The sequence below is a fragment of the Haloarcula amylovorans genome, assembly GCF_004681185.1.
GTDB lineage: Archaea > Halobacteriota > Halobacteria > Halobacteriales > Haloarculaceae > Haloarcula > Haloarcula amylovorans.
In genome coordinates this window covers 218,021-232,690 of record NZ_SRIF01000001.1, presented here as the reverse complement: position 1 = coordinate 232,690, position 14,670 = coordinate 218,021, and the positions used below count along the sequence as shown (strand labels likewise).

The 14,670-nt window shown below is 64.6% G+C and carries 14 protein-coding genes; 4 read left to right on the top strand and 10 right to left on the bottom strand.

What is annotated here, in order from left to right:
* Nucleotides 1-100: 100 nt before the first annotated feature.
* The gene (locus E4S61_RS01170; RefSeq protein ID WP_135302075.1) at nt 101-1,411 is read right to left on the bottom strand and encodes an MFS transporter; all 1,311 of its coding nucleotides are present in this window, start codon (nt 1,409-1,411) and stop codon (nt 101-103) included.
* 206 nt (nt 1,412-1,617) lie between these two features.
* Complete coding sequence (locus E4S61_RS01165) at nt 1,618-2,169, bottom strand: hypothetical protein (RefSeq protein ID WP_135302074.1); 552 nt, start codon at nt 2,167-2,169, stop codon at nt 1,618-1,620.
* A 192-nt stretch (nt 2,170-2,361) separates the two neighbouring features.
* Here E4S61_RS01165 and E4S61_RS01160 point away from each other — a divergent pair, with 192 nt between their 5' ends.
* Nucleotides 2,362-4,845, top strand: a complete 2,484-nt coding sequence (locus tag E4S61_RS01160) for a DNA topoisomerase I (protein ID WP_135302073.1) — start codon at nt 2,362-2,364, stop codon at nt 4,843-4,845.
* Nucleotides 4,846-5,053: 208 nt separating this feature from the next.
* On the opposite strand, the gene E4S61_RS01155 is transcribed toward E4S61_RS01160, so the two are convergent.
* A complete protein-coding gene (locus E4S61_RS01155) occupies nt 5,054-5,458 on the bottom strand; it encodes a Rieske (2Fe-2S) protein (protein ID WP_135302072.1) in 405 nt (134 codons plus the stop codon).
* A 159-nt stretch (nt 5,459-5,617) separates the two neighbouring features.
* On the opposite strand from E4S61_RS01155, the gene E4S61_RS01150 reads away from it, so the two are divergent.
* Nucleotides 5,618-6,337 carry a phosphoglycerol geranylgeranyltransferase gene (locus E4S61_RS01150; protein ID WP_135302071.1) on the top strand — a complete coding sequence of 240 codons (720 nt, stop codon included), beginning with the start codon at nt 5,618-5,620 and terminating at the stop codon, nt 6,335-6,337.
* A 281-nt stretch (nt 6,338-6,618) separates the two neighbouring features.
* Nucleotides 6,619-7,923 (top strand): aspartate--tRNA(Asn) ligase, encoded by a 1,305-nt coding sequence (aspS, locus tag E4S61_RS01145; RefSeq protein WP_135302070.1) that lies wholly within the window; start codon nt 6,619-6,621, stop codon nt 7,921-7,923.
* Between the two features lie 10 nt (nt 7,924-7,933).
* On the opposite strand, the gene E4S61_RS01140 is transcribed toward aspS, so the two are convergent.
* The 6 genes from E4S61_RS01140 to E4S61_RS01115 all read right to left on the bottom strand — a co-directional run bounded on the left by E4S61_RS01140 (nt 7,934) and on the right by E4S61_RS01115 (nt 13,607).
* Complete coding sequence (locus E4S61_RS01140) at nt 7,934-8,698, bottom strand: aldo/keto reductase (protein ID WP_135302069.1); 765 nt, start codon at nt 8,696-8,698, stop codon at nt 7,934-7,936.
* A 37-nt stretch (nt 8,699-8,735) separates the two neighbouring features.
* Complete coding sequence (locus E4S61_RS01135) at nt 8,736-9,095, bottom strand: DUF7344 domain-containing protein (protein WP_167768440.1); 360 nt, start codon at nt 9,093-9,095, stop codon at nt 8,736-8,738.
* A gap of 145 nt (nt 9,096-9,240) precedes the next feature.
* Nucleotides 9,241-12,798, bottom strand: a complete 3,558-nt coding sequence (locus E4S61_RS01130; protein ID WP_135302067.1) for a PAS domain S-box protein — start codon at nt 12,796-12,798, stop codon at nt 9,241-9,243.
* A 97-nt stretch (nt 12,799-12,895) separates the two neighbouring features.
* Entirely contained in the window at nt 12,896-13,138 is a 243-nt protein-coding gene (locus E4S61_RS01125) for a KEOPS complex subunit Pcc1 (RefSeq protein WP_135302066.1), read from the bottom strand.
* Nucleotides 13,138-13,272, bottom strand: a complete 135-nt coding sequence (locus E4S61_RS01120; protein WP_004517024.1) for a DNA-directed RNA polymerase subunit P — start codon at nt 13,270-13,272, stop codon at nt 13,138-13,140. The genes E4S61_RS01125 and E4S61_RS01120 overlap by 1 nt, the downstream gene beginning before the upstream one ends.
* 26 nt (nt 13,273-13,298) lie before the next feature.
* The gene (locus E4S61_RS01115) at nt 13,299-13,607 is read right to left on the bottom strand and encodes a 50S ribosomal protein L37ae (protein WP_209309449.1); all 309 of its coding nucleotides are present in this window, start codon (nt 13,605-13,607) and stop codon (nt 13,299-13,301) included.
* Nucleotides 13,608-13,728: 121 nt separating this feature from the next.
* Here E4S61_RS01115 and E4S61_RS25130 point away from each other — a divergent pair, with 121 nt between their 5' ends.
* A complete protein-coding gene (locus E4S61_RS25130; protein WP_167768378.1) occupies nt 13,729-13,902 on the top strand; it encodes a hypothetical protein in 174 nt (57 codons plus the stop codon).
* A 21-nt stretch (nt 13,903-13,923) separates the two neighbouring features.
* On the opposite strand, the gene E4S61_RS01110 is transcribed toward E4S61_RS25130, so the two are convergent.
* The gene (locus tag E4S61_RS01110; protein ID WP_135302064.1) at nt 13,924-14,658 is read right to left on the bottom strand and encodes a DUF2103 domain-containing protein; all 735 of its coding nucleotides are present in this window, start codon (nt 14,656-14,658) and stop codon (nt 13,924-13,926) included.
* Between the last annotated feature and the right edge of the window lie 12 nt (nt 14,659-14,670).

Sequence of the window (14,670 nt, the reverse complement as noted above, 5' to 3'; positions counted from 1 at the left end):
GCTGAACGGCGAAGCCGTGAAGCGAAACGAGTGCTTTCACCGCCGCGACGGAGCGAAACTCCACGAGGCGGCTTCGTTGGTCCAGATTTTTCGAGGTTGCTCAGTCCGCCGACCGGACAGCCGTCGATGCCGGCTGTTCTCGGCGAGTCGTTCGAATCGCCATCGCCACGAACGCCACCGCAGCAGCGCCGGCACAGCCCGCGGCCACCCAAAACGCGACCAGCGCCGACGTGACTTCCCAGATCGCACCGACTGCCACCGGTCCGATCAGTTGTCCAATCTTCCAGGAGAGCGACCGCAGCGAGAAACTGCCCGCGACGGCGTCCACTCGTTCCCCCTCTTCGACGAACAGCGTCATGCTCGCGGGCAGCCGGATACTGTCGCCGATGCCGAGGACGCTGTAGGCGGCGAAGAGCCCGAAGAACGCCGGCGGGAGCACCATCGTTCGCCCGGCTGCCGACAGGGAGACCGTCGAAAGGAACTGCGTCGCGGACCCGGCTAACGGGATGAAGACGATGCCGACCGCGTAGACGGCTGCTCCGGCGAACACGAACTTGTATCGGTGCTCCGCGTGGTCGATGAGGGTCCCCATACGGCCTTGTAGCAGGGATTTCGTGAGCTTCCCGCCGGCGAGGATGCCACCGATAGCGAGCGGGTTGATGCCGAACTGCGTCTTCGCATAGATGGGTAAGAAGATGATGACAGCCATCTTCGCGACGCTGAACCCGAAGCGGAAGGAGACGAGGGCACGAATAGCCGGGCGTTGCAGGAGCGTTCTGAGCGTATCGAGTCCGGATGTCTCTGCGGTGTCCGCTTGCTGTCCGGGGTTGTCGCGGAGGAACCGATAGACCGAGAGGGTGGCGAGCGAGGTGACGACGACGAGAACGGTGTAGGTGGTCTGAAAGCCGTAGGTATAGAGGAGCAGTCCACCGAAGATTGTCCCCGCGAGACTGCTCACGGCGGCCACCTGGTTGTAGCTGCCGAGCCACAGCCCGCGTTTGCCGTCGGGGCTGATTTCGCCGACGACAGTGCTGCCGGTAATCCAGAGGAGACTGGCACCGATACCCTGGAGGGCACGAAGGACGAGGACGTGTTCGACAGCGGTGACGAAGGTGAAGCCGGTGAAGATCGCGATATTGAGGAACAGACCGGCGAGGAGGTATCGCTTGGAGTTGCCGGTGTCGACGACTCGTCCGAGCGGGAGGACGATGAGGAACTGTGTGAGGGCGAACACGGTGCCGAAGAGGCCCTCGACGGTGCCGGATGTCCCGAAAAGGTCGGCATACATGGCGAGGGCGATGAGGATGGTAGAGTAGGCCTGGCTACGGGCGAATGCGGTGCTCGCGAGGGCGAGAAACTCTTCGTTCTTGATGAGATCGGTAAGCGAGGTCGCGTCGGCTGCGTCGGTCACGGTGGCCCCCCTAACGGATGCCCTCGTTTAACTCTGATTACAGAACGAATCGCATACGTGAGTGAATTACACCCGCTCAACGGGTGATGACACGCGCTCTGTATCGACCACCGCAGACTAGAAACCTGTAACATTCCATACCTATGGGTGCCGAGTTGACGGACTGATGCGCGACGGGCAGACGAGGAACGGGCCGTGATTGGCGGCTAGTTTTCGCTGACTTCGCCCGCTTCCATCCCCTCAGAGCGGTCTTTCGGGACGATGGCAGGGTCTTTCCACAGCAACGTGACGAAGATGGCGACGCCGGCGAGTTCGATGGTCTTGATCGCCGATTCGACGGGTTCCGTGACGTAGTGACTCAGAACGAGAATCACAGCGTTCGTGTCGCCGCTGTGGTGGCCACCGCCGCCCGCAGCGGGAGCCGAGAATCCATCGACGAGGAACGCGCCGTGGCCAGTAGTGTGCCAGAACACCCACGCCGCGATCGAGGCACACAGCAGCACCGTCCCGGCGACGTAGGCGTTGCGCAGGCTGACTACCCCGCGGGTCACGAAGTACGGCCCCGCGAGCAAGACGGCGGCGAACGCGACGAAGAAGAAAGGCCGTGGATCCGGTGGCATCCCCGTCGCCAGCCACTGGTCGGCCGCCATGAGGTAGATGACGCTCCGGCGGAAGCCCCACCAGAGGTGAAACGCCGCCGTGGCGAAGACGAGCGCGGCGGCGACGCCGCGGAGGATTTTGGCCGTTCGTCTCTCCATACGCCGGCTTAGCGAGAGCGGAACAAGAGGGCATCGGAGTCGGGTCGATTAGTCCTCCACGCGTGCGTCCGTGAGCGCACCCGTAAGCGCCCGCAAGCGCACGCACACCCGCGCTGTCGGCCGATTTCGGCGAAAGTCTTTAGAACCTCTCCGAGCGTAGCGACCGATAATGCAAACACCAGGTGGTGTCCGATGGAGCTAATCATCACGGAGAAGGACAACGCCGCGCGCCGCATCGCCGAGATCCTCTCGGAGGGAAGCGCCTCGGCCGAGCGGCGAAACGGCGTCAACGTCTACCGGTGGGGCGGCAAGCGCGTCGTCGGCCTCTCGGGGCACGTCGTCGGCGTCGACTTCCCGCCGGAGTACAACGACTGGCGCGACGTCGAACCGGTCGAACTCATCGACGCCGAGGTGACCAAGGAGGCGACACAGGAAAATATCGTGGCGACGCTCAAGCAGCTGGCTCGCAAGGCCGAGAGCGCCGTCATCGCCACGGACTACGACCGTGAGGGCGAACTCATCGGCAAGGAGGCCTACGAACTCATCCGCGACGTGACCGACGTGCCCGTCTCCCGCGTGCGTTTTTCCTCTATCACGGAGCGGGAAGTGCGGGCGGCCTTCGACGACCCCGACGAGATCGACTTCAACCTCGCGGCCGCGGGCGAGGCCCGACAGATTATCGATCTCGTGTGGGGCGCGGCGCTGACGCGCTTCCTCTCACTTTCGGCTCGGCAGTTGGGCGACGACTTCATCTCGGTGGGTCGAGTCCAGTCGCCGACGCTGAAGCTCATCGTCGACCGCGAGCGCGAGATCGAGGCGTTCGACCCCGAGGACTACTGGGAAATCTTCGCCGACCTTCAGAAGAACGGGTCGGGCTTTGAAGCGCAGTACTTTTACGACGACGACGGCAGCGAGGCCGAACGCGTCTGGGACGAAGACGAGGCCGAGGCTGCCTACGCCGACCTGACGAGCGTCGACAGCGCGACGGTCACGAGCGTCCGCCGTCGTACCCGCACCGACAGTCCGCCGACGCCGTTTAACACCACCGCGTTCATCTCCGCGGCCAGTTCGCTGGGCTACTCCGCCCAGCGCGCGATGTCCATCGCCGAGGAACTCTATACGGCGGGCTACATGACCTATCCGAGGACCGACAACACGGTCTACCCCGACGACTTAGAAGAGGACGCCCTGCTGGACGAGTTCGTCGGCTCCCCGGACTTCGGCGAGGACGCCGAGTCCCTGCTCGAACAGGACGACATCGCCGCCACCGAGGGCGACGAGGAGACCACCGACCACCCGCCCATCCATCCGACCGGCGAGATTCCGAACAAGTCAGAGATCTCCGAGGACGAGTGGGAGATCTACGAACTCGTCGTCCGCCGGTTCTTCGCCACCGTCGCCGAAGCGGCGACGTGGGAGCGCCTGCGCGTTGTCAGCGAGGCCGGCGGCCGCTCGCTGAAGGCCAACGGCAAGCGTCTGGTCGAACCTGGCTACCACGCCGTCTATCCGTACTCCAGCGCCAGCGAGAACCACGTTCCCGACGTGGAGGAAGGCGAGGAACTGTCGATGTCGGAGGTCCGCCTCGACGCCAAGCAGACCCAGCCGCCGCGCCGGTACGGCCAGTCCCGGCTCATCGAGACGATGGAGGACCTCGGACTGGGGACGAAGGCGACCCGCCACAACACCCTAGAGAAGCTCTACGATCGCGGCTACATCGAGGGCGACCCGCCGCGGCCGACGGCGCTCGCCAACGCCGTCGTCGAGGCCGCAGAGGACTTCGCCGACCGCGTCGTCAGCGACGAGATGACCGCCCAATTGGAGCGAGACATGACCCGCATCGCCAACGGCGAAGCGACGTTAGACGACGTCGCCGACGAGTCCCGTGAGATGCTCTCGCAGGTGTTCGAGGAGTTACGCGAGTCCAGCGAGGAGATCGGCGACCACCTTCAGGAGTCGCTGAAGGCCGACAAGACGCTCGGCCCGTGTCCCGACTGTGGCGAAAGTATGCTCGTCCGGCGCTCCCGGCAGGGGTCGTACTTCGTCGGTTGCGACGGCTTCCCCGAGTGTCGCAACACGCTCCCGCTCCCCTCGAACGGCGAACCGCTCGTCTTAGACGAGAAGTGCGAGGACCACGACATGCACCACGTGAAGATGCTCGCCGGGCGGGACACCTTCGTCCACGGCTGTCCCCGCTGTGAGGCCGAGAAGGCCGACGAGAGTGAGGACGAGGTTATCGGGCCGTGCCCCGAGTGCGGTGAGGAACACGGGGGAGAGTTAGCTATCAAACACCTCCGCTCCGGTTCCCGACTGGTCGGCTGTACGCGCTACCCCGACTGCGACTACTCGCTGCCGCTCCCTCGCAACGGCGATATCGAGGTGACCGACGAGTTCTGCGAGGACCACGACCTGCCCGAACTCGTCATCGACCCCGACAGCGACGACCCGTGGGAACTCGGCTGTCCCATCTGCAACTTCGAGGAGTATCAGGCTCGCAATGCCGTGCAGGGCTTAGAGGACTTAAATGGCGTCGGGAGCGCCACCGCCGAGAAACTGGAAGCCGCCGGCGTGGATTCGCTCGACGCACTTCGGGAGGCCGACGCCGACAGTATCGCCGGCGAAGTGCAGGGCGTCAGCGCCGGACAGGTTCGGGACTGGCAGACGGAACTGGACGCCTGATCGGGCCGTCTATCCGTTTCTGCGAGCGTGCCGGTCGAGACGCTACAGTTGCAAGTGCGAACTCGACCCCGGCATGTCGTCGTCCACCTTTTTCTGCGTCGGGTGCGCTCGCTTCGCTCGCGCACCACTCCTTGAAAAACGTGGGCGAAAAAGGCCGAACTCGCGGCAGTGCCGCGAGTTCGGGAGACTACGTCTGGAACACAGGCAACTACAACTGTAAGTGCGAACTCGACCCCGGCATATCGTCATCGTCGTCGATGCCGCCCTCGTGCATGAACTCGAACCCGTCGTCGGTCAGAAACACCGTTCCGTGGCGCTCGGCGAGGTCTACGTCCGGCAGCGTCGTCCCAGCGGCCTCACCGTTGTCGCAGTCGCCCTCGCAGGCGTCGAACAGCGACCCGTGGCGGGGACAGATCATCTGTCCGTCGCGCATCGGTACGCCTCGGCCCGTATCGAAGCGCTGGTCCTCGTGCGTACACTGATTCACCCACGCTTCGACGCCCTCGCCGCAGGGGACGACGACGACCTCCTCGGGTTCGCCGTAGGAGTCTTCGGCGGTGAAGCGGAACGACCCGCTTTCGTGGACCTCCTCAACGGTGGTGAGTTGCTGCATAGACGAAGCGTCGTGTGCGAGGGGCTAAGATGTGGCGGGTGGTTCACGGCGGCGCGCCAGCGTCAGTACGGCAGTTTCGCGCCCGCCTCGCTATGGGAACACATACTCGCGCCCGGTCTATCCGAAGCCGTTATGCCGCCGGGCGAACGTCTCTGCCGTATGGCTAACTGGGCGGACTGGGACCACATCGTCAAGATAGACCCCGATAAGACACTCGTCGAGGGGGAGACCTACGAGGACGTGGCTGCGACCGGGACCGACGCCATCGAGGTCGGCGGCACCACCGGCATGACCGAAGAGAAGATGAAGCGAGTCGTCGATGCCTGTGGCAAGTACGACATCCCCGTCTACATCGAGCCGTCGAACCCCGCGTCGGTCGTTCACAGCGACCGCCACGATGGCTACCTCATCCCCGTCGTGATGAACGCCGGCGACGTGACGTGGATCACCGGCGCACACAAGGAGTGGATTCGCATGGACGACGACATCGACTGGTCCCGGACCTTCACCGAGGCCTACATCGTCATGAACCCCGACGCCTCCGTCGCTGCCTACACGCAGGCCAACTGCGACTTAGACGCCGACGAAGTCGCCGCCTACGCCGAGGCCGCAGAACACTTGCTCGGCCAGGAAATCGTCTACGTCGAGTACTCCGGCATGCTCGGCGACACCGAGAAGGTCGCCGCAGCCGCCGACATCCTAGACGACGCCACCCTCTTCTATGGCGGCGGCATCCACGACTACGACTCCGCCCGAACAATGGCAGAACACGCAGACACAATCGTCGTCGGCGATCTCGTCCACGACGAAGGCGTCGATGCGGTGCGGGAGACCGTCGAAGGCGCACAGGACGCCCACGCCGCGACCGCCGACCGCTGACTCGTCCGGAACAGACTCGCCCAGAGTCGTCTGTTTCGCCCTCGCCGCTCACGGCTCACTTCGTTCGCCGTTCGCGTTTCGAGACGCTTCGCTTCGCTCAGAGTCTCAGTGCTCGCGTGTCGCTATCTCCCGCTCGCAATGCCGAGAGTCCGCACTCCGTTCGGACTCTCGCTGCTCACGGTTCACTTCGTTCGCCGTTCGCATTGACGAGGGTTCTCGCTTTGCTCGAACCCTCGCTCTGAAAGACTGTTCTTAAGTCAGGGGGACCAAAACGGAGTCCCATGGAAGACCGTACTTACACAGCGGACGCCGAACCGGGCGACAGCGTCACCGTCGCCGGGTGGGTCCACGAGATTCGTGACCTCGGTGGCATCGCCTTCCTCATCCTCCGGGACACCACCGGGAAGATTCAGGTCAAGTTCGAGAAAGACGAGATGGACGAAGACCTCGTGGAGACGGGGCTGAACGTCCACCGCGAGTCCGTCATCAGCGTCACCGGCGACGTCGAGGAGGAGCCGCGCGCGCCCACCGGCGTCGAGGTCACGCCCGAGCGCGTCGACGTCATCTCCGAGGCCGACCCCGAACTGCCGCTCGACCCCTCCGGGAAGGTCGACGCCGAGCTCCCGACCCGACTGGACAACCGGACGCTGGACCTCCGAAAGGACGAGGTCAAGGCCATCTTCGAGATCCGTGCCGAAGTCCTGCGCTCCGTTCGGGACGCCTTCCGCGACATCAACTGCACCGAAATCAACACGCCGAAGATCGTCGCCACGGGGACCGAGGGCGGCACCGAACTGTTCCCCATCACCTACTTCGGCCGCGAAGCGTTCATGAACCAGAGCCCGCAGCTGTTCAAGCAGCTGATGGTCGGCTCTGGCCTCGAACGCGTCTTCGAGATCGGTCCGATCTTCCGCGCCGAGGAACACAACACACCCCGACACCTCAACGAGGCGACCTCCATCGACTTCGAGTCGGCCTTCTACGACCATACCGAGGCGATGGACGCCTGCGAGCACGTCGTCAAAGCGGCCTACGAGGGCGTCGCCGAGAACTGTCAGGACGAACTCGAAGCGCTCGGGCTCGAAGACGAGTTCGCCGCTCCCAAGGGTGAGTTCCCGCGCCTCTCCTATCAGGACGCCATCGACAAGATCAACGCCACCGGCGAACTCGACGAGCCGCTGGTCTGGGGCGACGACCTCTCGACGGAGGCCGAACACGTCCTCGGCGAGGAGGTCGGCGAACACTACTTCATCACCGACTGGCCCAGCGAGATCAAGCCGTTCTACATCAAAGACCACGACGACGACGAGGAGGTCTCGACCGGCTTCGACATGATGCACCCCTCGATGGAACTGGTCTCCGGCGGCCAGCGTGAACACCGCTACGACCGGCTCGTCGCCGGCTTCGAACAGCAGGGTCTCGACCCCGAAGCGTTCGAGTACTACACCAAGATGTTCAAGTACGGCATGCCCCCCCACGCCGGCTGGGGACTGGGCGGCGAGCGACTCGTCATGACGATGCTCGGTCTGGAGAACATCCGCGAAGCGGTGCTGTTCCCGCGAGACCGTCAGCGGCTGTCGCCGTAGCGTTTCGACGCTACTCGGGGAACAGCTCTTCTTCCCGCTCGATCGAACTGATGCGCTCGATAGTCTCGGCGTCGAGTTCGAGGTCGGCGGCCGCGAGGTTCGCTTCGAGGTGTGCACGCGAGGACGCCTTCGGGATGGTGACGACGTTCTCGTGTGCGGTGACCCACGCGATGGCGACCGCGGCGGGCGTCGTCTCGTACTGCTCGGCGACAGTCTGAATCACCGAGTCGTCGAACACTTGTCCGCCGGCCAGCGGCGAGTACGCCACCAGTGGGTAACCGTGCCGCTGTGCGTCCTCCAGCAGCGACTGCTGCCAGAAGAACGGGTGGAACTCGACCTGATGGGCGGCGATGGGCGCGTCGAGGTGGTCACGAGCGGTCGCTAACTGCTCGGGCGAGAAGTTCGAGAGGCCGACGTGGTCGGTCAATCCCGCTTCCAGAACCGCGTCGAGGGCCGGCAAGGTCGTCGCCGGGTTGTAGTCGCCGCGCGGGCGGTGGACGTATAGCAGGTCCACCGAGTCGAGGCCGAGGCGCTCTAGGCTGGTCTCGACGCCGGGCCGGACATCGTCACCGGCCAGTGAATCTATCCAAAGTTTCGTGGCGACGGTCAGGTCGTCGCGGTCGGTATCAGCTGCGGCGATCCCGTCGCCGACGACGCCCTCGTTGTCGTATATCTGTGCGGTGTCGAGATGACGGTAGCCGGTCTCGACGGCCGTCACGACGACGGCGGGGTCGTCGATCCCCATCGTGCCGAGACCGACAGGTGGGAGGTCCATATTCGGCGGTCGGACGGGACCGAGAAGGGCGTGTCGGTCAGAATCCGCTGCGCTGGCTGACGGCGGCGGCGTGGTCCGCCCACTTCTCCAGCGTCGGACAGCCCCAGTATCTGATCGTGCCACTGCGCTCGTCGAAGTCGAGGATGGCGAGCCGATGGAGTACCGGGAGATGCGTCTCGATCAGCGCCGACTCGACGGCGTCAGCGTCGGTCTCGACTTCTGGGAGGCCGCTGTCTCGGCCCTGCTGTGCAACGACATCGGCGAGCTCACCGGCCGCCGTCTGTGTCTCTGCGGTAGTCTGGAAGTGGAGACAGACCGCGCGCCGTCGCCAGTCAGCGAGCGCTTCGAAGACATCGTCAACCATTGGCGTCGTCAGCCCTCGATCCTCGGGCGTCATACCGGACCAATCATCGCTCTGTGGCCCACTCCGTGGCGTATTACTCATGGACTAGCACGTTCGCAATTAGCGGTGAGGGGTATCAAAGCCACACCTAGGTAACTAGGTGTCCAATCGAGAGAATGCGCGGGACATCTCGATGGGGTCAGATGTCGAGGAACCCACTCAAGAGGTTTCGTTCTGCGCGGCGGAGATGCTGGTGAAGCGTCGGCGACGCGATGTTCAGCGTCTCGGCGAGTTGTTCTGCGGTCGTATCGCGGGGCCACTCGTAGTAGCCCGCGAGATACGCCGCGCGGAGCACTTCGAGTTGCCTGTCCGTCACTCGTTCGCGAAGCGCCGCCCCGCTTTGCCCTGTCGTCGGTCGATGTTCGCGTTCCCGCTTAGCGAGGAGTTCGATCCCTGGGAGGCGGTCGGCGAGCGTCTCCTGTATCGTGCGCGGTTCGGCGTCGGTCGGGGCTTCGACGGTGAGCGAGAGACCCTTCGCGTCGGCGACGAACTCGACGAGTCGAGCGCCCACATCGAGCAACAGCGACTGGTAGGTCTCGGCCATCCGGAGTTCGAGGACGCCGCTATCGCCCTCCTCGCGGACAATGCGACCGTCGTCGATAGCCGGACTCTCCAGTACGCCGTCGAGTACCGCCGTCGGTGACGCGTCCTCGACGGTGAGATACTGGAGGACGGCCTCGCCAATGTCGACACACCCGGCCGATTCGAACTGGCAGTCGTGTTTGCGCGCGATGTCGACGAAGGGGGAGCCGGTGCCCTCGGCGTGGAACTCCAGTTCGACGACCCGGTCGTGCGCCAGGAGTTGTCGGTTCTGGACGGCTGTCAGCGCGAATCCGATCATCTCACCCAGGACGGTCAGCGCGTCGATGGCCCGACGACTGAACGCCTCGGCCCGGTTCGCGTAGACGACGAGCGCGGCGTGGACGACCTCGTCGTGTCGAAGCGGGATGACCACAGCCGACCGCAAGTCCCTGTCGAGCGCCTCGTCTCGCCACGTCTCCATCCGGTCGTCCGTCGCCACGTCGTGGATGATCTGCGTCTCTCCGGTCTGGATCGCGACGGTCCCCGGGTCGTTGTCCCGGTCGACCGTTCTCGCCAACTCACGGATGCGGTCGAGATAGCCTTCGTCGTCGCCGGCCGTCGTACTCTGAGAGAGGTGCGTACTCCTGCCCTCGCGGTCGCCGATCCACGCGAGTTCGAAGAGATCTGATTCGACGAGGCGCTCGCAGACGGTTCGCTCGATCTCTTCTCGGGTGGCAGCGGACCCCAACGCGTGGAGGACGTCCTGGATGAGGATGTGGACCTGCGTGAGCGTCGCGAGTTCGTCGCGGTGGGCTTCGAGTTTCCGTTGGCGCTCCTTTCGCTCGGTGATATCCTGATGAATGCCGACGAAACGGACCGCCTCGCCGTCGTCGTCACGTTCGAATACCCGACCGATGTCGCGTATCCACCTGTAGTCACCCGACTTGGTGCGCAAGCGGTGATCACACTGATAGATATCCGTCTCGCCGTCGAGATGGGTGTGGATAGCGTCCCACGCCCTGTCGTGATCGTCGGGATGGACCAGTTCCTCCCACGTATCCACGTGCGGGTCGAGTTCGTCGCGCGAGTAGCCGAGCATCCCCGCCCAGCGTTCGTCGAACGTGAGGTCGCCCGTCTTGACGTTCCAGTCCCAGACACCGAGGTCCGCCCCGTCGATGGCGAGTTCGAGTCGCTCGCTCGTCTCTCTCAGTTCCCGCTCTCGGTTCGTCCGTTCGGTGACGTCTCGGTAGAGCCAGAGGTTCGCCGGGCCGTTCGGCAGTTCGAGGGGGAGGTAACTTCGCTGGAACGTCCGCCCGTCCGCCAGTTCGAGTTCTTCTCGGAGGTGGGGCTCACGGGCCGAGATGAGCGACTCTGAATCGTCGGTGGCCGCTTCGGAGTCGACATACTGCTCGCGCACTCGCTCGGCGACGGTCTCACATTCCGTCCCGACGAGTTCGTCAGGCGTGTTCGAGATTTCGAAGAGATCGACGAAGTGCTCGTTGGCGGTCAGTATCTCACGGTTCGAGTCGCCGACGAGGATGCCAACGGGGAGCGCGTCGAGTAGCGTCGAGAGAAGCGTATTGGACTGTTCGAGTTCGCGTTCGCGCTCGACACGCTCGGTGACGTTCTGCGCGATGGACATCCCCGAGGTGACGGTGCCGTCATCGTTCCGGACTGGAAGCACTTGTACCTGGTAGTGGGTATCCCTGAACTCGTCTTCGAAGTCGGTAACCTCGCCGTCGAGCGCCGCCTCGTAGGCGTCTTCGAGCAGTTCCGCGTTATGCGGCGGGAAGAAATCCCGCGGGGTCTTCCCCAGGAAATGTTCCGGTTCGAGTCCGAGACGGTCCAGTTCCATTCCGCCCACCATCTGGTACTCGAAGTCCTCGTCGAAGAGGAATACGCCACCATTCGGGAAGTGAGAGACGAGGCTGTCGAACAGTTCGCGGCGGCGCTGGAGTTCACGTTCGCGCTCCCGACGCTCCGTCACGTCGCGGACGACGCCCATCAGCCCGCGATAGGCCCCGTCGCCCGCAGAACGCAGAGCGTTCTGATGGGCTGTGGAAGACGACTCTGTCGCCTTCCGAACGTCGTCACGGAGTAGCGTGTAGTGAACCGACGCCTGCAGTTCCGTCCCGTCCTTCCGGCGGAGCGTGAGTTCGACCGTCGCGTCGTCGTCGTCGGACTCCAGTAACTGCTCGATGGTACGCTGTCCCTTCTCCAGTTCCCCCGGCGCAAGCGTCAGGGACGCGTGCTCGCCGCACAGCTCCTCGGGTTCGTATCCGAGCATCTCGGCGAACGATTCGTTACAGAAATCGACGACGCCGCGTTCGTCCAGCGTGTACAGTCCGTCCTGTGCGTGGTCGGTAAGCAGTTCGAGGAGCGACTGGCGGGCGCCTCGTCGTGCGCGATCGGTCACGTCCGCGAGTCGAAGCAGGCGAAGCGAGCCCGCACGCTCGGGGAGGCTGTGACCGTGACAGAGCACGTATCGCTCCCCGTCGTCGCCATCGAGACGGAGCGTCGTCGTCTCGTTCGGGTCCTCCCGAAGTCGGTCGACTCTCGAACGGTCGACGGCCTCCACACACTGGGCCGCCAATCGGTCGTAGATCGACGATGCGTCGGCTTCGCCGAGGACGCTGTCGATCGAGTCGCTCGCCCAGACGACAGCGCCGTCCGTCGCGACGAGTACCGTCGTCTCGCTATCGGTCGCCCACGATTCGATGTCGTCGAGCGCCTGATTTAGCGCGGACTCGGTTCGTTCGGTCGTCTCTGCTGTGACCCCGATCACCTTCTCGGTGAGGAACGCGCCGCGGTCGTCGTCTCCCTTCTCGACCACCGTCGCCGCGGCGTCGAGCAGCGAATCGTCGACCGCCGACGGGTCTCGGTCGGTGTAGAGAACGAGCGGACAGTCAACCGCCGTCACGAGTCGGTCGGCGTCGTCGAGGCTGCAGGGGTCGACTACGAGACAGGAGGGCGGCGTTGCCGACGCGACGTCGACCGCGGAATCGACGCTACCGACGCCCGAGACGGAGATATCGGTGGCGTGCTCGGTCAACGCACGCCGTATCCGCTCTCGCGTCGCTGCGTCGTCGTCGACGTACAGTATCTCGGCCGACTGGCGAGCAGACGCGGTCTCGGCGTGCTCCATTCTCGACGTGGAGTCGGAGCCCTCGGTCATGTTCTGACTCCAACCATTCGATGTCGTCGGTACAGAGTAGCGCCGTCGCCTATATACTATCGGTCGGCGAACCCAGCGCGGGCATCATTCCCGATTGCTAACAGTCACCGGCAGTCTCGGCGACATCGGTCAGCGTCAGCCACGTGTTACACCCCGCTCGTAACGCGATGAGGTCCGTCGCCTCGACGACACATTCGAGGGTCGCACCGTCCCGGGCGAGACGAGCGGTGGTCCGGTCACCATCGATGGCACCGATCTCCGGACGGAGACTTCGCGCTACTCGGCGCGCCTGCTCCGCGGTCGGGTACTCGAAAGTGAGAACAGTCCGGTGGGGCGTCACTAATTGACGTTGATTTCTTTGACGTCGGGCGAGCGCTCCTTCAGCAGGACGCGGTGCCCGCAGTACGGACAGCGGACGCCACCGTACTCGTCGAGCGTTACGTCGCGCTTACAGCGTGAACACTTGTAGCTCATAACTGATAGATGGGACGAGAGTCCCTTTACTCTTCGTCTTCGGCGAGCGCGGCGCGAATCGAGCGGCGGACCGTCTTGCCACCGGGCGTCTCGGGCCGGTAGCTCCCGCCGGTGTACTTGTAGTTGCAGTAACTGCACTGCCAGATGCCGGTTCCCTGCCGGTCGACGCGGTCCTCGCCGCAGTTCGGGCAGGTGTGGTCGTCGTTCATCTCGTCTTCGATCTCGGCGACGCGGCGACGGGCGACACGCCCGTAGCGAGCGCCGAATCGACCGGCGCTCCCGGTGCGTCCTCTGTTGCTGGCCATAGTACCTGTTGGTCGGCCCAGCGGCCACATAAGCCCTTCGAGACAAAGGCACTCGACCCCACAGAGGAGCCGCGAGGCGGACGAGCGATGTGAGAACGACACACGGTCCGCGGCGAATACGCTTATATCGCTATCGATTCTCCGCTGCAACATGGAGATGGGACACGGCCGGCTCGCGTTGCTCGGTGTCTTCGCGTTCTTCGTCGTCACGGGCGGGTACTGGCTCTACACCGAGCGGCTACTGATAGGTGTCAGCGCGCTGTTGAACGCGGCCTTCGCGGTTCTCGTCTACCGGCGGCTGAACGACGCGCCGCGAGCGGTCTGAGACGCCTGTCGAATCCGTGACTCACTCCTCGTCTTGCAACCCCGCGTCCCGTAGCGCCTCGTTGAGGTCCGCGCGGACGTGTTCGCCCAGTTCTCGGTCGCCGGCCGTCGTGACTACGCGGTTCTCCTGCACGCTCGACCCGTCCCGGATGAGCACGCGGACGTTGCCGTTGCCGTCGGCGCGGGTCGCCTTCGCTCGGACGCCGGTCGGCGAACTCGATCCGCCGGCGTCGATGGGGCCGGGAATCACTTTCTTGACGTGCGGATGCCCCGCGACCGTCTGGATGACTCGCTGGCCCTCGCGGTTGCCGATGAGCGTCGAGTGGCTGCCGCCGAGCTTCTCGGCGGGGGCGGCGTCGACGACCTCCAGCGCGGGTTCGCCCTGTCGCTCGACGACGCGCTGGACCGGGTCCTCGCCCTCGACGCGGAAGAACTCGTGGTGGAGCTGTTCTCGCACCGCCCCGATGACCGCGCGGTCGCCGGTGACGTACACCTCCTCCGGGCGCTTGCGCCGCACTTCGTCGGCGATCAGCCCGGCGAAGTTGCGTAACTGGACGACCGCTTTCTCGTCGCTCTCGCCGTCTTCCGGCGTGGTGGTGACGGTCCGCTCACCGCGCACCTCGCCGTCGGAGAGACAGGTGACCGTCGCCCGTTCGTCGCCGAGTTCGAGGACGACGGCGTCGGCGTTGGCAGTGTGACACACCAGGCAGTAATCGCCCGGTCTGTCGAGCGGCGTCGCGCACTGCCGGCAGTCCATACCCGGCAGTAG